The sequence below is a fragment of the Arthrobacter sp. R-11 genome (genome assembly GCF_049913155.1).
Taxonomy (GTDB): domain Bacteria; phylum Actinomycetota; class Actinomycetes; order Actinomycetales; family Micrococcaceae; genus Arthrobacter.
Map to the genome: position 1 here is coordinate 899627 of NZ_CP183979.1, position 17579 is coordinate 917205.

Annotated in this window: 16 protein-coding genes and 2 riboswitches; of the genes, 11 read left to right on the forward strand and 5 right to left on the reverse strand. The window is 67.0% G+C overall.

Annotated elements, in window-relative coordinates:
• Positions 1–92: 92 nt before the first annotated feature.
• The 4 genes from ACN9M4_RS04070 to ACN9M4_RS04085 all read right to left on the reverse strand — a co-directional run bounded on the left by ACN9M4_RS04070 (position 93) and on the right by ACN9M4_RS04085 (position 6372).
• Positions 93–1391, reverse strand: a complete 1299-nt coding sequence (locus ACN9M4_RS04070; RefSeq protein WP_426302288.1) for a hypothetical protein — start codon at positions 1389–1391, stop codon at positions 93–95.
• Between the two features lie 592 nt (positions 1392–1983).
• The gene (locus tag ACN9M4_RS04075) at positions 1984–3630 is read right to left on the reverse strand and encodes a DNA repair helicase XPB (RefSeq protein WP_426302289.1); all 1647 of its coding nucleotides are present in this window, start codon (positions 3628–3630) and stop codon (positions 1984–1986) included.
• A gap of 10 nt (positions 3631–3640) precedes the next feature.
• Entirely contained in the window at positions 3641–6115 is a 2475-nt protein-coding gene (locus ACN9M4_RS04080) for a helicase-associated domain-containing protein (protein WP_426302290.1), read from the reverse strand.
• A 41-nt stretch (positions 6116–6156) separates the two neighbouring features.
• On the reverse strand, positions 6157–6372 hold the full coding sequence (locus tag ACN9M4_RS04085) for a hypothetical protein (protein ID WP_426302291.1): 216 nt from the start codon (positions 6370–6372) through the stop codon (positions 6157–6159).
• A gap of 169 nt (positions 6373–6541) precedes the next feature.
• Here ACN9M4_RS04085 and ACN9M4_RS04090 point away from each other — a divergent pair, with 169 nt between their 5' ends.
• Genes ACN9M4_RS04090 through ACN9M4_RS04100 form a run of 3 tightly spaced genes read left to right on the forward strand, consistent with a single transcriptional unit; the run spans position 6542 to position 8904 of the window.
• Entirely contained in the window at positions 6542–6925 is a 384-nt protein-coding gene (locus tag ACN9M4_RS04090) for a cold-shock protein (protein WP_115789207.1), read from the forward strand.
• Between the two features lie 6 nt (positions 6926–6931).
• On the forward strand, positions 6932–7573 hold the full coding sequence (locus ACN9M4_RS04095) for a DUF3027 domain-containing protein (RefSeq protein WP_426302292.1): 642 nt from the start codon (positions 6932–6934) through the stop codon (positions 7571–7573).
• A gap of 44 nt (positions 7574–7617) precedes the next feature.
• Positions 7618–8904, forward strand: a complete 1287-nt coding sequence (locus ACN9M4_RS04100) for an MFS transporter (protein WP_426302293.1) — start codon at positions 7618–7620, stop codon at positions 8902–8904.
• A gap of 99 nt (positions 8905–9003) precedes the next feature.
• Here the strand turns inward: ACN9M4_RS04100 and serC are convergent, their stop codons facing one another.
• A complete protein-coding gene (serC, locus tag ACN9M4_RS04105) occupies positions 9004–10134 on the reverse strand; it encodes a phosphoserine transaminase (protein WP_426302294.1) in 1131 nt (376 codons plus the stop codon).
• A 291-nt stretch (positions 10135–10425) separates the two neighbouring features.
• On the opposite strand from serC, the gene ACN9M4_RS04110 reads away from it, so the two are divergent.
• The 8 genes from ACN9M4_RS04110 (at position 10426) to fdhD (ending at position 17489) form a co-directional block, all read left to right on the forward strand.
• Positions 10426–11121 (forward strand): metal-dependent transcriptional regulator, encoded by a 696-nt coding sequence (locus ACN9M4_RS04110; protein WP_426302295.1) that lies wholly within the window; start codon positions 10426–10428, stop codon positions 11119–11121.
• Positions 11122–11234: 113 nt separating this feature from the next.
• A riboswitch (cyclic di-AMP (ydaO/yuaA leader) is annotated at positions 11235–11441 on the forward strand.
• 2 nt (positions 11442–11443) lie between these two features.
• Complete coding sequence (locus ACN9M4_RS04115) at positions 11444–12268, forward strand: M23 family metallopeptidase (protein ID WP_426302296.1); 825 nt, start codon at positions 11444–11446, stop codon at positions 12266–12268.
• A gap of 146 nt (positions 12269–12414) precedes the next feature.
• Positions 12415–12584, forward strand: a riboswitch (cyclic di-AMP (ydaO/yuaA leader).
• A 3-nt stretch (positions 12585–12587) separates the two neighbouring features.
• Positions 12588–13346, forward strand: a complete 759-nt coding sequence (locus ACN9M4_RS04120; RefSeq protein WP_426302297.1) for an NlpC/P60 family protein — start codon at positions 12588–12590, stop codon at positions 13344–13346.
• 263 nt (positions 13347–13609) lie between these two features.
• The gene (locus ACN9M4_RS04125) at positions 13610–14110 is read left to right on the forward strand and encodes an HNH endonuclease (protein WP_426302298.1); all 501 of its coding nucleotides are present in this window, start codon (positions 13610–13612) and stop codon (positions 14108–14110) included.
• Between the two features lie 56 nt (positions 14111–14166).
• Entirely contained in the window at positions 14167–14769 is a 603-nt protein-coding gene (gene mobA / locus ACN9M4_RS04130; protein ID WP_426302299.1) for a molybdenum cofactor guanylyltransferase, read from the forward strand.
• Between the two features lie 30 nt (positions 14770–14799).
• Positions 14800–15117 carry a DUF6457 domain-containing protein gene (locus tag ACN9M4_RS04135; RefSeq protein WP_426302300.1) on the forward strand — a complete coding sequence of 106 codons (318 nt, stop codon included), beginning with the start codon at positions 14800–14802 and terminating at the stop codon, positions 15115–15117.
• Positions 15114–16442, forward strand: a complete 1329-nt coding sequence (locus ACN9M4_RS04140; protein ID WP_426302301.1) for a molybdopterin molybdotransferase MoeA — start codon at positions 15114–15116, stop codon at positions 16440–16442. The genes ACN9M4_RS04135 and ACN9M4_RS04140 overlap by 4 nt, the downstream gene beginning before the upstream one ends.
• Before the next feature lie 174 nt (positions 16443–16616).
• On the forward strand, positions 16617–17489 hold the full coding sequence (fdhD, locus tag ACN9M4_RS04145; protein WP_426302302.1) for a formate dehydrogenase accessory sulfurtransferase FdhD: 873 nt from the start codon (positions 16617–16619) through the stop codon (positions 17487–17489).
• The last annotated feature ends 90 nt before the right edge of the window (positions 17490–17579 follow it).

The following is a 17579-nucleotide window of genomic DNA, read 5'->3' on the forward strand; positions in this document are numbered from 1 at the left end:
GTTGGCAGCGGCAGTAGAGACTGAGGGACCCCGGCCTGCCGCCGGGGTCCCTCAGTCTCTACTTTCAGTCCGTACGGTTAGTTTCCGTGCGGTTATGGTGCACTGTTGACGATGGTGAATTGTTCAACGCCACAGGCCGATGTCGCCGGAAGGTTAAAGGCGTCTCCACTGTAGGTCGACGTCCAACGCCATGTCCCTGCGGTTGTGGCGTGGAACGTGGTGTTAGTGGTGCTGTACGTTCCGTTGCCATTGACTGTGACCGTCTGGGTCAGCGCCGGAGTTCCCGCGCAGGTGGCATCGCTCGGGGCGTAGAGCTTGAACACGATGCTTCCCGTTACCGTCCCGAGTCCACCCGACAGAATGAAATTGTCATTCGGGATGAGGTCCTGCGTGGTGGCAACGGTTGGTTGGGCCTTGTTGAACCGGTTGGTGTAGGTGCACGTCACGTCCTGGCCGTTGCCCAGCGCAATCGACACCTGTTGGCCGGTGATCGTCACGCCCGTAGTGGTGTTACAGACGAGGGAGACGAAGCTCCACGGTGCGGTCTGGGCACCCTCAGTGACGGTGTATGTCCCTGCGGGCAGGGCGCTGAACGTCCTCGATTCGGCGTTCTTCAAACTGAAACTGGACGGAGTCAGGTTGGAGGTTGTGTAGCTGAAGGACTGCGTCCCTGGGACGGGCTCATTTTGGGTCACCTTGTTGATGGTGATGCTTCCGCAGTTGTCGATGTTGACCGGGACCGGGGCAATGAAGTCCTTCAGTTCTGCGGTGAACGACGAGGACGAGCGGCTCTTGACGAAAGCGCTGCCGAAAGCCTTGCAGACACCCGCCGGGAACACGCCGGCGGCCGTCAGGTTGATCGAGGTTTCACCGAACAGGCCGGCCGTGAGGGAGCTGCCGAGCAACGGATCCGTGACCGTGCCGCTGTTTACGGCAGCTTCGGCGGCGGAGCCTGTGAGGTCCTCGTGGTTGCCCCAGCAAGGCACCGTGTTGGCCGAGAAGCACTGGCTCGCTGAACCTGACGTGACCCAGAAGTTCAGGCCGATCGTTGGTGTGCCGCTGCCGCCGAAATCGTAGGTGACGAGCAGGTCGCCGGCAGTGCGGTTCAGGGTGATATTTCCTGTGGAATTCTGGGTGAAACCAGCCGTTGTATTCTGGCTGATTTCAAAGTCCAGGTTGGCGTTGCCGATGTTCACCAGGCGTTCCCAAGCGAGGTACAGGAAGATATCGCCGTTCGCGCCCTGCTCCGAAGCTTCATAGAAGCGGGTGAGGTCGTTTTTGTTTGGCGGAATGGCGCCGGTCACGATGGTGACGTCGGGGTTGTCTTCCTTGGTGCCCTGGCCGAATGAATTGTCCGTCTTCCCTGTGGCCTTGTCGATGCCGGTGCTCACGCCGGCCACATTGGCCCAGTCCTCGTTGCCTGCTGTGTTGACAACAAGGTTTCCGTCATTGCCTTCGAAGGTGGTTCCTGGAAGGACTGCCTGTGCGCCGGTGGTGCCGGCGATGATCAAGGCCAGACAGGCGACCCCTGCGCCCCAGCGGACGCGTGTGATGTTTTTCATGGGTGTGCTCACTCTCAGAGCGGCTAATAGGCTACGGTGCGGGCCCGCGGTCCGGCGCCGGTGAATCCCCAGCATTTCTCCCCAATATTTGATCGGCCGTCACCCGCGCAGGGGGCGCTGGCCGGACTACCCCGATCGTCGTTTCGCTATATCCCGGAGTGGGCTGGGCAGCACCAAACCGCCAGTGATCGCTGGAGGTGGTGTGCCGGTGGATTGGCTGGGCCGTCTGCGCATCTACGCGTCCTTGTATGCGGGAAAAGCCGGCGTGGCCCCACCCGCCCTGATCTGAGCTCAGGATCTGTTACCAATATGTAACCCAGCAGCTTGAGTGTACGCCCGGCAAAATGGGGCCACAATGACCCAGCCCCGGAAATTATTGCGTACGCTGACCGCCCGGAAAGAGCCGCCGTATCCCCGGTTTTCAACCCGCCGCGCCGACGTCCTTCGCGTCCATGATCCGGTAGGCGTAGCCCTGCTCGGCCAGGAAACGCTGGCGCTTCGCGGCGAAGTCCTGGTCCAGGGTGTCCCGGGCAACCAGGGCGTAGAAGCGTGCAGCCCGGCCGTCCTTCTTGGGACGCAGGAGCCGGCCGAGCCGCTGGGCCTCTTCCTGCCGGGACCCGAAGGAACCCGAAACCTGGATTGCCACGGACGCCTCCGGCAGGTCGATGGAGAAGTTGGCCACCTTGGACACCACCAGGGTGTGGATCTCCCCGGCCCGGAAGGCATCGAACAGTTTCTGCCGCATCCGCACGGAAGTCTCGCCTTTGATCACGGGGGCGTCCAGGCGCTCGCCGATTTCATCGAGCTGGTCGATGTACTGCCCGATCACCAGCAGCTGCTCGCCCGGATGAGCGGCGACGAGTTGTTCAACGAGTGCGGTCTTGGTCTCCGACGTCGAACACAGCCGGTACTTGTCGGCGTCCTCGGCCATCGCATAGGCCACGCGTTCGTCCCGCGGCAGGTCCACCCGGACTTCCACGCAGTCGGCCGGCGCGATGTAGCCCTGCGCCTCGATGTCCTTCCACGGCGCGTCGTACCGTTTCGGCCCGATCAGGCTGAAAACCTCGCCCTCCCTGCCGTCCTCGCGGACCAGGGTGGCGGTCAGACCGAGGCGGCGCCGGGCCTGGAGGTCCGCGGTCATGCGGAAGATCGGTGCGGGCAGGAGGTGGACTTCGTCATAGATGATCAGGCCCCAGTCGTGGCCGTCCACGAGTTCCAGATGCGGATAGATCCCGCCACGCTTGGTGGTAAGCACCTGGTAGGTGGCGATCGTGACCGGCCGGACCTCCTTGACCGATCCCGAGTATTCACCGATCTCGTCCTCGGTGAGCGAGGTCCGCCGGAGCAACTCGTCCTTCCACTGCCGGGCCGCGACCGTGTTGGTCACCAGGATCAGGGTGGTGGTGCAGCCGGTGGCCATGGCGGCTGCACCCACGATGGTCTTGCCCGCGCCGCAGGGAAGCACCACGACGCCGCTGCCGCCGGACCAGAAGTTCTCCGTGGCCAGCTTCTGGTATGGCCGCAGCTGCCAGCCGTCCTCGTTGAGGCTGATCAGGTGCGGGGTGCCGTCGACATAACCCGCCCGGTCGTCGGCCGGCCAGCCGAGCTTGAGCAGCAGCTGCTTCAACTGTCCACGCTGCGAGGAATGCACCACCACGGTTTCGCCGTCGATCCGCGGGCCCAGCAAGGGCGCGATCTTCTTGGCCCGGATGACTTCCTCGAGCACCGGGTAGTCGTCCGTGCGCATCACCAGTCCGTGCTGCGGATCCTTCTCCAGCCGCAAGCGCCCGTAGCGGGACATGGTTTCCTCGACGTCCAGCAGCAGCGAGTGCGGCACCGGGAACCGCGAGTACCGCAGCAGGGTGTCCAGGACCTTCTCCGCATCGAGCCCAGCGGCCCGCGCGTTCCAGAGTCCCAGCGGGGTGAGCCGGTAGCTGTGCACATGCTCCGGGGCGCGCTCCAGCTCGGCGAAGGCCGCAATGGCATGCCTGGCCTCGGTGGCGAGTTCATGGTCCACTTCCAGCAGGATGGTCTTGTCGCTCTGCACAATCAGCGGACCGTCGCTCACTGAAGCTCCCTTACTTGTTTGGTTTGGCGGCCTGCCCGGCCGCGGGCTCGACGTCGACAATCCGGTGGATGGACAGCACGCGTTCGGTGTCCCGGGCAGGGTCGAACACCCGGACCCTGCCGCCGGACACGGAGACAGGAACAACCGTCTCGCTGTTGGAATTCCCGTCGCCGTCCACCACATTCATGGTTACGGCCTGCTTCAGGCGGATCGCGCGCTGCAGCGCCTCAAGCCCCAGCTGCGCAGACGCCTCTCCCGAGGGTTCCGCCACCCCCGGGCGGTGCCGCAGCACCGCGAGCTGCGCTTCGACGTCGTCCTCCGCGGGAGCCGAACGCGGCGCCGAATAGACAGGCCGGGCACTGCCGGCGACGGCGGCGGTCCGCTTGAAGCGGACGACGGCGGGCTCGGGCTCCTGCACAGTGGGGGACAGTCCCAGCTCGCGCAGCACCCTCGCGGTTTCGCGTGGACTGGCCGCCGAGGTGAGCACCGTGGGCGCGATCCGGACCAGGCCCAGGCTTGACGCCCCGGCCTCCTGGAGGAGCTCGCCGATGGCTGCTTCGTCGTCGCTCTGGATGAAGCTGGCGCTGCTGGCGACGCGCAGCCTGCCGTGTCTTGAAGCGGTATCCTGCACCAGGTATTCCAGGGGCTGGGGAACATCAGTGGCGGAGTGCTCGCGCAGGAACTGCAGGATGGATGCGGCGTCCTGGCCGGCGTCGAGCGCCCTGCGGATGGACGCCTCGGAGAAGCGGTAGATGGTGGCAGGGCCCTGGCCCTCGGCATCGGCGAGCACGGCCAGGTGCTCGCCGAGCCCCGGCGCCAGATACCCGGGGGCCACCGCGGTGAGGTCGGCCTGCAGGAGTACGTGGTTGACGGCGGCCGGCAGGTGCTCGCCAAGGATTTCCAGGGCACGGTCAGGGTCTTCGACGGCGATTGCCGAGCCGAGCTGGGTCAATGCGCCGGAACCGATGAGCCCCAGGAGTTCCGCCTCCCGCAGGATCCCAGGCACCAAGGAGCTGAAGCGGCGGGCCATCCGCGGCTGGGACCACTCAGCGCGCTCCAGCACGGAACGAGCGTCGAGGACAGGGGCCCTGCCATCGGGGGCGGACGCCTCCACCGTGAGTTCCTGCAGGATGTCCAGCACGCGCCGGCGGATCAACGGAGCGTCCGGGCGCTGGGCCTCGGCGGACAGGGCGTTGATGGTTGTTCCGGCGGAGTTCGGCCTGCCCTGGTGACCGGCGGATACGGACACCGGCTGCCCCACCAGGGAGGGCGCACGTTCGCTCGCCAGCCACGCATTGACCACCCAGAGCCACTGTTCCTGGCGCGGCAGGGCAAGCCACTCCAGGCCGGGCGGCTGGATCCAGGTTGAGCTGTCCACGTCCAATCGCACGAGTCCGGCCAGCGCGGCAAGCTCAAGGAAGAGGCCCGCCTCGCGCAGGTCCAGACGCAGCCGGTCCGCGAGGCGTTTGAGTTCGCGCACGCCGACCCCGCCGCTGCGCAGCGTGGCCAACGGTTGCTCGCGCACGGCCGCAAGCAGTTCGCCAAGGAGCCGCAGCGCCTCGGCGATGGCGCCCAGGGCCGCGTTGCGGCGCAGCAAGGCACTGGTCAGGCCCAACTCGGGCCGGGGAGCCTGCACGGTGAAATGGTCCACGATCATTCCGCCGCGCAGCGCCAGTCCCACGCTGTGCGGCAGTTCCACGTGGGAGGCGTCCAGGGGGACCAGCAGGCCGCGGGCCAGCAGCCAGTCGACCGGCCCGACGTCGGGGCCCTCATGGTCGATCGAGGCCATGCGTTGCGCCTGGGGCACGGCGCCCATGGCCCAGTTCCCGAACTTGTCCAACAGGGCCCGGGTCCGTTCGGGGGCGCCGGCAAGGATTCCTTCCAGGGCCTTTGGCCCGGAGGTCCAGCGCTGCAGGGCCAAGGCGGCTTCCATGGGCGTGGCTGCCTCGGGGACGCCCGCCCCGCTGCGGCGCAACTCGGCGACCAGGTGGACCACCCGCTGGGCGAAGGCGGGCTGCAGCCGGACCAGTTCCGTGTAGCTGCGGCCCAGGCCCGCGGGGTAGATGCCCACAACGTCCTTCAGACTGCCCACCGGCAGGTAGAAGCGCTGCCTGGAAACGGGCGGGTGGGTGCCGGCAGGCGGTTCGCAGCGGTGGATGAGGGCCAGGTCCCCGAGCCGGTGCAGGATTCCTTCCAGCGCCGTAAGTGTGGCTCCGGCGATCGCTTTCTTGAGCCCGGCAGCGGAAACTCCGTGGCCGGTGTCCGGGTTCGTGCATAGGTGCAGCGCTTCCAGGACCTGCATTTCGGGTTTGGTGAGCCGTTCCAAGGCGCGCTGCACGCTTACCCGCGCGCTGGCCCGTGCGGCAAGGGCTGCGAAGTCCGGGGCTGCCGGGGAAATCAGGTCCGGCCGCGCGGCGAACAGGGCCCGCAGCGAATCGTCGCTGCGCGCTTCCAGGTCTTTGCTGAGCGCGCGTATGAGGGACATCACTTCAACGTTACCGCCCGCAGCGGCCGGCGTGCCCTGCCTTATTTCCTGCGGCGCTGCACCACCGCATCCACCACCAGCACGAGCATCGCGAGGAAGGCGAGGGGCAGCCCGTAGAGGGCAAGGGATGTCATCCAGACCGGGGCTGCGCTGCCCGCGGCGGCGATCGCCATTACCCCACCCACGGCGGCGAGGGAAAGCACAGCGACGACGGCGGCGGCGATCGTCAGGGGGCGGTGGTAGCCGGTGATACTCATGCAAGCAACGCTAACAGCCCGCCCCAAAGCACGGGATCGCTGCCCGGCACGATAACCTTGAGGGAACAGACCAACACGGAGCAGGCAATCGCCCTTGATCCCGCAGGACCCTGCGGATGCGGTGAGCTGCCGGCCGTGCCTCCACGCAAGAACGAAGAAGGTTGAATACGTGCCCACCGGCAAGGTCAAGTGGTATGACAAGGACAAGGGTTTCGGCTTCCTCGCGGCCGAAGACGGCCAGGAAGTGTTCCTGCCCAAATCGGCACTGCCCGCAGGCGTGAGCGAACTCAAGGCCGGCACACGGGTCGAGTTCGGCGTGGCCGACGGCCGCCGCGGCGCCCAGGCCCTCGGCTTGCGCGTGCTGGACAAGTTGCCTTCCGTTGCCAAGGCCAAGCGCATGGGCGCCCGTGAGCTCGCCCCCGTGGTCCAGGACCTCGTGTCCGTGCTCGACAAACTGTCCGGCAGCCTCTCCGCCGGCAAGTACCCCGAAGGCGCCAAGGGCAAGGCCATCGCGGCTGCCCTCCGCAAGGTTGCCGACGAGCTCGAGGCCTAGCCACCCATGACTTCCGAATCCGTAGAAGCCGGCCAGGCCGACGCTCCCGCAGCGACGGCCGGCGGGGCTTCCGCGCGGAAAACCGCCGCGGCCAAGTCCCAGGCGACGCCGGCGAAAGTTCCGGTCGCCAAACCGCGTGCCGGCGTACCGGTGTGGCGGACAGGCAAGCCGGACGCCTTCCTGGCTGCCGCCGTCGACGTCGCCCGCGAGGCGGTGGCCACGATCGCGAAGGACAGCGAGATCGGCCCGCACATCGCGGCGAAGTCCGAGGGCGAACGAGTGGTCACCCACCTCTTCGAGTCCCGGCTGCCCGGCTACGGCGGCTGGCAGTGGTACGCCGTGGTTACGCGCAATTCGCGCTCCAAGACGGTAACCGTGAGCGAACTCGGACTCCTGCCCTCCGAGGAATCCATCCTGGCCCCCGAATGGATTCCGTGGGCCAAGCGCGTCCGTCCCGAGGATGAGGCGCAGGTTCCGGAGAACGAGTCCGACGGCGACGCGTCGGACGGCGTAGAGGCCGGTGAACCGTCTGCCGACACCGAAGCCCGAGACGGGGCCGCGGCCGACGCTCCGGGCGGCTCCGAGGACGCTGACGCACCCGACGACGCCGACTTCGACGACGCCGACGGCGAAACCGAGGCCGAATAGCTCTTGGGGTGTCCTGCAGGTGATCCGGAAGAAGGCGGCAACTGATGTCCACCTTCAAATCCCTGCACATCCGCAACTACCGCGTTTGGTTCCTGGGTGCATTGGTTTCGAATGTCGGGACCTGGATGCAGCGCACCGCCCAGGACTGGTTGGTCTTTGACCACCTCAGCAACCACGATGCCGGAGCCATGGGCATCACGCTCGCCCTGCAGATGGGTCCGCAGCTTTTCCTGGCGCCCTGGGCCGGGCTGCTCGCCGACCGCTACAACCGACGCCACCTTCTTTTCCTGACCCAGGGGATCATGGCCCTGCTGAGCACGGGCCTGGGAATCCTGGTCGTGGCCGGCGCCGGCCAGTTGTGGCACGTCTACGTCTTTGCCCTCTTGTTGGGACTGGTGTCCGCGCTGGATGCGCCGGTCCGCCAGACCTTCGTGTCCGAACTCGTGGGTGAGGATTCCCTGGCCAACGCCGTGGCGCTCAACAGTGCATCCTTCAACGTCGCCCGCATGATCGGTCCGGCCGTTGCCGGTGTGCTCACCGTCGTGGTGGGGCCGGGCTGGGTCTTCCTGTTGAACACCGTGACGTTCCTGGTGATGATCCTGGCCCTGGCCTCGATTCCCGCAGGCACCCTGCGGGTCCAGCCCCGTGCAGCGGCAGGCAAGGGCCGCATCCGCGAAGGCTTGCGCTACGTGCGCCACCGGAGGGACATCGTGGTGGTCCTCGTGGCGATCTTCATCATGGGCACGCTCGGACTGAACTTCGTCCTGTTCATCGCGGCGATGGTGGGCACGGAATTCGGCATGGACGCCGGCGCCTTCGGCCTGATGAATTCGGTGATGGCCATCGGCTCGGTGGCCGGCGCCCTGCTTTCAGCCCGGCGCGGAAGGCCACGCCTGCGCCTGATCTTCGGTGCCGCGGGAGCCTTCGGAGTGGCCAGCCTCCTGGCTGCCCTCGCGCCCGATTACACCCTCTTCGGATTCGCGCTCGTGCCGGTGGGCCTCTTCGCGCTCACCATGATCACCAGCGCCAACGGCTACGTCCAATCAACCACGGATCCGGTGATGCGTGGCCGGGTGATGGCCTTGTACATGGCGATTTTCATGGGCGGGACACCCATCGGGGCGCCGCTGGTGGGCTGGATCGCCAACGTTGCCGGGCCCCGCTGGTCCCTGGGCGTCGCCGCGGCCGCCGGGATCTCCGCCGCGATCGTCGGTTTGGTCTGGATTGTCAGGGCGCGGCAGCTGCGCCTGCGCTTCGACCGCAGCGCCAAGGGCTTGCGGGTCTTCCGGATCGCGTCGGTGTCTGCCGGTGAAACTCAGGATGCGTCCTAGCCCTCGCGGCGTCCTTTGATTCAGGTTCTTTGATTCAGCGTCCCTAAACAGCGGCGCCGCCCCGGGAAGCCCGGGACGGCGCCACTTGTGTCCGGTGTGCTACTTGCGCAGCTCACCCACCACGTAATCGATGCTGGCCAGCAAGGCCGAAACATCGTCGGGTTCGATGGCAACGAAGGTGGCGATGCGCAGCTGGTTACGGCCCAGCTTGCGGTACGGCTCGGTGTCCACGATTCCGTTGGCGCGCAGCACCTTGGCGATGGCCGCGGCGTCCACCGAGTCGTCGAAGTCGATCGTGGCGATGACGTTGGAGCGGTCTTCGGCCTTGGCCACGAACGGGGTGGCGAACTCGGAGGCCTCGGCCCACTGGTAGACCCGCTGCGCGGAGTCCGCGGTGCGCTTGGCAGCGAAGTCCAGGCCGCCGCTCTTGTTCAGCCACTGGACCTGGGCATCCAGGGTGACCAGCGTGCTCAGCGACGGAGTGTTGTAGGTCTGGTTCAGCTTGGAGTTGTCGATCGCCGTCTGCAGGTCCAGGAAGTCCGGGATCCAGCGGCCGCTGGCCTTGACGCGTGCAGCGCGCTCCAGCGCGGCGGGGGAGAACAGGCCAAGCCACAGGCCGCCGTCGGACGCGAAGTTCTTCTGCGGGGCGAAGTAGTACACATCGGCCTCGGCGACGTCGACGTCGAGGCCGCCGGCAGCGGAGGTGGCGTCCACCAGGACGAGCGCGCCGTCGTCGACCCCGTCGACGCGCTTGACCGGCGCCGCGACGCCGGTGGACGTTTCGTTCTGCGGCCAGGCGTAGACGTCGACGCCGGCCTCGGCCGCAGCGACGGGACGGGTACCCGGCTCGGACTTGATGATGGAGGAGGCCTCCAGGAACGGGGCCTTGTTGGTGGCCGCCGCGAACTTGGAGCCGAATTCGCCGAAGGACAGGTGCTGGGCCTTCTTCTCCACCAAGCCGAAGCTGGCGACGTCCCAGAACGCGGTGGAACCGCCGACGCCGAGGATCACCTCGTAGCCTTCGGGGGCGCGGAAGAATTCGCTCAGGCCTTCGCGGACGGAGCCCACCAGGTTCTTGACCGGTGCCTGGCGGTGCGAGGTGCCGAGGATGGTTGTGGAGGCTGCGGAGAGTGCTTCGATCTGCTCCGGACGGACTTTCGAAGGCCCGGCGCCGAACCGGCCGTCCACGGGCTTCAGATCTGCCGGGATAGTGATGCTGTTCTCGCTCACGGTTTAGCTCCAATGGTGTAGCGGCCTGGTGGTTCGTGGCGGGTGGCAGAAAGTGCCTCATCGCCTCCCCAATTCTGCCTGACTTCGCGGGCAGTGCAGAACCTGGGTGTCACAGTGCGCCACGCCCCCGGCGAATGAGTCCCGTGCACCGCTCGAAAATTATCAAGAGTAATTCCAAATAAGCTAAGCTGGAGCGGGGAGTCCGGGCCGGAATGCCCGCGAATCGGCCGCCCGTGCGCTTACGGTACGGTGGAAAATACGCAAGATACTGCGCTCGAGGAGCTGAGCTGGATGACGGATCTGATTGATACCACTGAGATGTATCTTCGAACCATCTTGGAGCTCGAAGAAGAAGGCATCGTGGCTCTTCGCGCCCGCATCGCCGAGCGCCTCCGGCACTCCGGCCCCACGGTTTCCCAGACGGTGGGCCGCATGGAGCGCGACGGGCTCGTCATCGTTTCCAACGACCGCCACCTCGAACTGACCCCGGCCGGCCGCAAGCGCGCCACCGAGGTCATGCGAAAGCACCGGCTCGCGGAACGGCTGCTCGCGGACGTCATTGGACTGGACTGGGCCTACGTCCATGACGAGGCATGCCGCTGGGAGCACGTCATGAGCGAGCGCGTCGAGCGCAGGCTGTACGAACTCCTCGACCACCCCACGGAGTCCCCGTACGGGAACCCGATTCCGGGCCTCGAAGCGATCGGCGGGACTGCCGCGCATCCCTTCGGCGACGGCGTCGTCAACCTCCTGCAGGCGATGGATGACTACGCCCCCGACGCCCGCGTCGTGGTCAGCCGCCTGGCCGAACCGATCCAGGTGGAGCCCGAGCTGCTGCTCCAGTTGGACGAAGGCGGCATCCGCCCCGGCGCACGGGTGTCCCTGGCCCGGGTGGGGGAGTACATCTCCGTTCGGGTCCCCGGCATCGAGGGCGCCCTGGAGCTTCCTCCGGAAGTAGCCGCACACGTCTTTGTGGCTGTCGCCTGACCCGCCGGCGAAGATAACGAATTTATTACTGAGGGTGTTAATCACCTATAGTTGGGTACTAGCGCCGATACCAAAGCGTTACCTGATCCGGAGTCGAACTCTGCCAGCGGAACAGGTGGATTAATCCGTTCATTGGCAGAGGCGGGGGAACCATCGCTGGTTGCCGGAAGGCAGCCTTGGGGTGAAGTCCGCACGGGAAAAGCACGTTACGCAGGGCCTCTCGGGGATACCTCTGTGCCGCGCCTCTCCTTGCGGGCCAGGTCTGTGCACTCTCTGACCTGAATCCGACAGCTAACCTCGCAGGCTTCCAGAGAGGAACCTTTTGACCACGCAGAACACCAGGGGCCGCAGGCGTGCGTCCAGCCCCGTTGCTGAGCTGCGGCCACGGGCCGTCGCAAGGGTCGACCGTCCCCGTGATTCCCACCGTGAAGCCCGCCGCCGCAGGAGCCCCCTGCAGCAGGTAGCGGACTTCGCCGCCGCGAGTGGTGTGGGTCAAAAGGCCGGCGTTGCCCTGGCCGCCACCGGCCTCATCATGACCGTGGCGCTCCCGGGAACGGGAGCCCTGACCGCCTCCTCCGAGGCCGGTTCCTCGGCGGCTGCGATGGCTCTGGGATCCCAGCCCGAGATCCCCGTTTCCGCCAGCGCGAAGGTCGACTTCAGCCGTATGGCGGTATCCACCAAGGCCGATCCCGACGCCAAACTGCGCCAGCTGCTCAGTGCGCAGTCCGCCGGGTCCGTCCAGGCCGAGTCCTCGAAGGGAACCCTGGGTGCGCCGCTGTCCAGGATGGTTTCCGTCTCGCCCTTCGGCTATCGGATCGATCCTTTCACCGGTGGTTACGGCGAGTTCCACCGCGGCCGCGACTTTGCGGCGCAGTGTGGCACGGATGTTTTCGCGGCGGCCTCCGGCAAGGTCACCTTCGCCGGGTGGCACCCCTACGGCGGCGGCAACAGGGTTGTGATCGACCACGGCAACGGGCTCGAGACCACTTACAACCACCTGTCGTCCTTTAACGTCTCAGTTGGCCAGAGCGTCAACCGCGGCGACGTGATCGCCCTCAGCGGCACCACCGGCGCTTCCACTGGCTGCCACCTGCATTTCGAGGTCATGGTCAACGGCGATGTCGTTGAACCACTGGGCTGGCTGTAGCCCGATCTGATGGAGACCTCTCGCATGATTGTCACCTGCCGTGACCTGAATGTGACATTCGATCTGAATTGCTGTACCGTCTAAACCGCATCAACTTCTAGAGAGTTGATGCACTTGAGTGGATTGCCTAGCTCTGCCACTGCTCAAGGATCCGTTCGCAAAACATCGTCTGGCAGAGGCGGGGGACCCACTTCCGGTCATCATCACGGTGGCCTTGGGGTTAAGTCGCAGGTCTTTTCCAACTGGAACTGCCCTGCGGCCGGATGACTCCCATCCGAATCCGACAGCTTACCTCGCGGGCATAGGGAGAGGCTTCTACGTGTCTTCACGCACTATTCCTGCGCGCCACCGCGCCGCAGCCCCCAAGACTGCATCGCTCGCCGTCATCGCCAAGACCGTTGGCAGCAACGCCGGTGGCGTGGGCCGCCAGGCAGCTGTTATCGCCGCCGCTTCCGGCCTCGTGCTGACCAGCGGTATCGCCGCCAACGCTGCCGAGAGCAACGTTGCCCGCGAATCCAGCGCTGCTTCCACTCTGGAAGTCCAGTCCGTTGCACAGGCAAGCATCTCCGCCGGCTCCAGCGTCGCCATCAAGTTCGAGCGCCCCGCCGTCAAGACTGTTGCTGCTCCGGTAGTCGAGGAAGCCCCTGTCGCGGTCCAGGAAGCCGAGGCTCCGGCCCAGGCTGCCAACCCGGTTGCCAAGCTTTCCGTTTCCAGCACCGCTGCCGCCCCTGCCACCAAGGTCGCCAGCGGCCAGGGTGCCGCGATCGCCGCAGCCGCCTACGCCCAGCTCGGCGTTGCACAGGACTGCACCGCCCTGGCCAGCAACTCCCTGGCTGCCGTCGGCATCAACTTCCACGGCTGGCCGGCCGACTACCTGTCCCTCGGCCGGACCGTCAGCGCCGCCGAGGCTCAGCCGGGCGACCTGATCTACTACCAGAACGGCGGCATGGGCATGGCCCACATCGCTGTGTACGTCGGCAACGGCATGGCTGTGCACGGCGGCTGGAACGGTGGGACCACCGCCCTCTACAGCGCCAATGTGGGCTCCGGCCCGGTCTTCATCCGCGTCGGCGGCTGATTTCAATTCTCCGTGCGAGGCCCCGCAGGTCGTTGACCTGCGGGGTCTTTGCCGTTAACAACGGCCTATCTGCCTGCCCAGGGACGCCATTTTCCAGATGGCCGGCACGTGAACTTTTGACGACATGCCCCGCGTTTGATAATGCGGATTCGTTGATCCGGGCATTGCATGTTTACTCTTGAGATGTCGATCCACAGCCCGTACATGCAGAGGGCAGCCGGCCCTCGCGCCCCTGACGGGTGCGGCCGTGAAGAGGTACGTGCATGCGCACACTCGTTCTGAATGCTGGATATGAACCGCTGGCGGTAATTACCTTCCGCCGGGCGCTGGTCCTTGTGCTCACCGGAAAAGCAAGCGTAGTGGCCGAAGGCGACGAGCCTGTCGTCGGGCCGCAGGAGATCCTGGGCCGACCGTCCGTGATCCTCCTCAACCGCTACATCCGGCCGAGATACAACCGGATCACCGCTGTCACCCGCCGCGGCGTGCTGCGGCGGGACGCACACCGGTGCGCCTATTGCGGCAAAGCAGCCCACACCATTGACCACGTCCACCCCAAGTCCAGGGGCGGCGCGGATTCCTGGGAAAACCTGGTGGCGGCGTGCCTGCGCTGCAACAACGCCAAGAGCGACCACACGCCGGCCGAGATGGGCTGGAAGCTGCGTTTCACTCCGGCGGCCCCCACCGGGACCATTTGGCAGATCAAAGAGCTCGAGAAGCCCGTTCCTGCATGGGACCCTTTCCTGTTGCCTGAATCGGCAGCCTGACTGCCCGGCGCGCCCGCCGCTCCTGGCGTGCGGGCGCGCCCGAGTAGGCTGGGCAGGTGGAATTCGACGCGGTGATCCTCGCGGGAGGCAGGTCCTCCCGCCTCGGCGGTGTGCCCAAGTCCGGGTTGGTGTACGACGGCGCCACACTCCTTGAGCGGGCACTGGCCGCAGCGCACGGCGCCCGCTCGCTCGTCGTCGTCGGCCCCCGCCCGGAAAGGCTGCCGCCGGGAGCCCTGACGGTCCGGGAGGACCCGCCCTTTGCCGGGCCTGCCGCGGCCATAGCCGCGGGACTCGACGAGTTGGGGCGTGGCGAAAAGCCTCCGGCACCCTGGGTCCTGGTCCTGGCATGCGACATGCCCCATGCCGCGACGGCCGTGGGGCCGCTCCTGGCCGTCCTTGGGGAGCACCCCGGAGCTGAGGGTGTGCTGGGGCTTTCCCCGGACGGCAGGAAGCAGCCCCTTCTGGCCGTGTACGCCACCGGGGCCCTGCGCGGGGCCATCGCGGCACAGACAGCCGAGGGGACCTTAACGAACGCCCCGGTGTTCAGGCTGCTTGCTAGTCTTGACTTGCTGACCGCAGCCGTTCCCGAACACGCCGCCGATGACGTGGACACCTGGGACGATGCCGCTGCGCTCGGCGTGCACGGCGGCCCGTCGTGACACCAGCTGCACCGGACGTGGAGGCGAATCGTGAAGAGCCAGGAAGAAACCCTCGAAGAATGGTGCAGGACCCTGCTTCAGGCCTTTGAGCTCGAAGACACCCAGGTTGATATCGACGCCGTGCTGTCCCTTGCCGGTGTCGCCGCGCATTCCGTGGTGCGCCCCGCCGCCCCGCTCACCACCTTCGTGGCCGGCCTTGCCGCCGGCCTTGCCGCAGGGTCCGGCCAGGCGGACCAGAAGACGTCGATGGACGCCGCGATGGCGCTGGCCCGCAAACTCTCCAAGGACTATGCGACTGCGGAATCCGGCGCTGCGGAACCCGGAACTGCGGAGACCGACGCCGGATGACCGATGCCGCGGCCACTCACGATCACGGCCACCTGGACCACCTCTGGGAGGAAGCACGGCAACTCGCCTTCGACTGCGCATCCCCTATCCCCGCGGGACCGGTTCCCCTGGCTGAAGCATTGGGACGCACACTCGCCGAGGATGTCCTCGCGCTGCAGGATCTGCCGCATTACGCTTCGTCGGCGATGGACGGTTGGGCGGTCAACGGAAGCGGTCCGTGGATCCTCGCCGATCCCGGACACCGCCTCGCGCCCCACCAGGCGAGCCCCATTGTCACCGGCGGACTGATTCCGCCCGGCGCCAAGGCGGTGTTGCGCAGCGAAAGCGGCGTGATAACCACCGACGACGATGGCCTGCCGGTCCTGGCGCTCGGCGGAAGCGCCAAGCCGGGGGAGCCCCGCAACGGGCAGCACATCCGCCGTGCCGGCGAGGAAGCGGCTGCCGGGGAGGTCCTCATCAAGTCCGGAACCGTGCTCAACCCAGCGCACCTGGGTGTGGCCGCCCTGGCCGGCCGCGACGAACTCACTGTGCTCGGCAAGCCCTTGGTCAAGTTCCTGTACACCGGCTCGGAGGTCGTCACCGAGGGAGTCCCCGTGCCAGGCAAGGTCCGGGACACCTTCGGCCCCCAGCTGGGCGCCGTCGTCGAACTCCTGGGCGGCATCCGCGGCGGCCAGGCGAGGGCGGGCGATTCCTATGAGGAATGGCTCGCGGCCCTCCAGGAAGGCGAGCCCTTGCCGGAGGCTGCACCGGCCGACGTCGTCATCACCACGGGGGGAACCGGGCGTTCGGGCACGGACCACCTGCGCAAGGCCGTGGCCGAGCTGGGCGGGCGGCTGCTGATCGACGGCATCGCGATGCGGCCGGGGCACCCGGCCGTGCTGGCGGAACTCCCGGACGGCCGTTTCGTGCTTGGCCTGCCGGGCAATCCGCTCGCGGCCATGATGGTGCTGTTCACCGTTGGTGCGCCGTTGCTGGCTGCTCTGGGCCACGGGAGCCTGGGCGAGGTGGGCGAGGTCCCGTCCGGGGCCACGCTTGACGCCCAGCCAGGCCGCACACGCCTGATCCCGTTCAAGTTCGTCTATGGCCTGGCCTCCCCGGCCCAGCACGCGGGGGCGGGCATGATGCGCGGGCTCGCGGGCGCGGACGGCGTGATGGTGGTTCCGCCGCACGGCGTGCAGCTCGGGGCCGCCGTGCCTGCATTTGCCCTGCCGTGGGGGCCGCCGCTTCCCGCGGCGAAGGCCCCGGAAGAGAAGCCGCGGAGGCCCGCGAAGCCCGCGCGGAAGGCCCCGCAGGGCCCGGTGGACTGGAGCGCCCTGGATGCCTGATCCGGGTCCGCAGTCCGGCCCGGCTGGTCCCGATCCGGCGGTCTGCCCGGATGGCGGGCGTCGGGTGGCATCCCACTTGCGCGCTTGCCATGATGGTCCTATGAAAAGGCGTGCTCGCCAGCAGGACAGTGCGACGGCTTCGTCAACCATGTTTCGACCCCGGAGGGCAGTTGAATGGGACGCGTGACCCAGCGCCGCAAGGTGCACAAATTCGTGCTGGACGGCTCTGCGCAGGCCGCCGAGCATCCGGTCCGGTACCGCGAGGACGTCCTCGCCGTCGAGGAACCGCTGGAGATCCGCCTCGGCCGGATGTCCTTTTCCGTCACGATGCGCACTCCCGGTGACGACTTCGACCTCGTGGCCGGGTTCCTGGTGTCCGAAGGCGTCATCTGGGATTCCGCGCAGCTGGTTTCCCTGCGTTTCTGCGCCGGCGAGGATGAGAACGGCGTCCAGACCTTCAACGTGGTGGAGGCCCAACTGCGTCCCGACGTCGTGCTGCCGGACACCGGGCGGAAGGTCTACACCTCGAGCTCCTGCGGGATCTGCGGCACCGATTCGATCGAGGCCGTGCGCAAGACCTTGCGCCACAACACCGCCGACGACGGCCTGCGGCTTCCGGTGGAGGCTCTCGCCGCTCTGCCGGACCGGCTCCGCGAAGCCCAGGCCGTGTTCGACAAGACCGGCGGCGTGCACGCGGCAGGATTGTTCCGGATCCACGACGACGGATCGTCGGAACTGCTGTGCCTGCGCGAGGACGTGGGCCGGCACAACGCCGTCGACAAGGTGGTGGGCTGGGCCCTCCGCGAAGGCAAGCTTCCGCTGACCGGCACCGTGCTGCAGGTTTCGGGACGTGCTTCCTTCGAGCTGGTGCAAAAGGCCGCCTTGGCCGGAATCCCGGTGCTCGCCGCGGTCAGTGCCCCCTCCAGCCTTGCCGTGGAGCTTGCCGAGGAAACCGGTGTGACCCTGGTGGGCTTCAGCCGCCGCACCAGCCTGAACGTGTATGCCGGCAGCGAGCGCCTCCTGGGCGGTGTCACGTCTCCCGCCTGAGCTCCGGAGGAGGGGCGGCACGGCACAGAGAGAGTCGGCAATCACTTGGCGATTGGCCTCCGACGACGTAGATTTTTATCCATCGAATGG

Bases quoted from the DNA above. Each gene is read 5' to 3' on its own strand.
- ACN9M4_RS04080 (WP_426302290.1), bottom strand. From the start codon at position 6,115: ATGTCCCTCATACGCGCGCTCAGCAAAGACCTGGAAGCGCGCAGCGAC.
- ACN9M4_RS04085 (WP_426302291.1), bottom strand. From the start codon at position 6,372: ATGAGTATCACCGGCTACCACCGCCCCCTGACGATCGCCGCCGCCGTC.
- ACN9M4_RS04095 (WP_426302292.1), top strand. From the start codon at position 6,932: ATGACTTCCGAATCCGTAGAAGCCGGCCAGGCCGACGCTCCCGCAGCG.
- ACN9M4_RS04100 (WP_426302293.1), top strand. From the start codon at position 7,618: ATGTCCACCTTCAAATCCCTGCACATCCGCAACTACCGCGTTTGGTTC.
- ACN9M4_RS04110 (WP_426302295.1), top strand. From the start codon at position 10,426: ATGACGGATCTGATTGATACCACTGAGATGTATCTTCGAACCATCTTG.
- ACN9M4_RS04125 (WP_426302298.1), top strand. From the start codon at position 13,610: ATGCGCACACTCGTTCTGAATGCTGGATATGAACCGCTGGCGGTAATT.
- ACN9M4_RS04140 (WP_426302301.1), top strand. From the start codon at position 15,114: ATGACCGATGCCGCGGCCACTCACGATCACGGCCACCTGGACCACCTC.
- fdhD (WP_426302302.1), top strand. From the start codon at position 16,617: ATGGGACGCGTGACCCAGCGCCGCAAGGTGCACAAATTCGTGCTGGAC.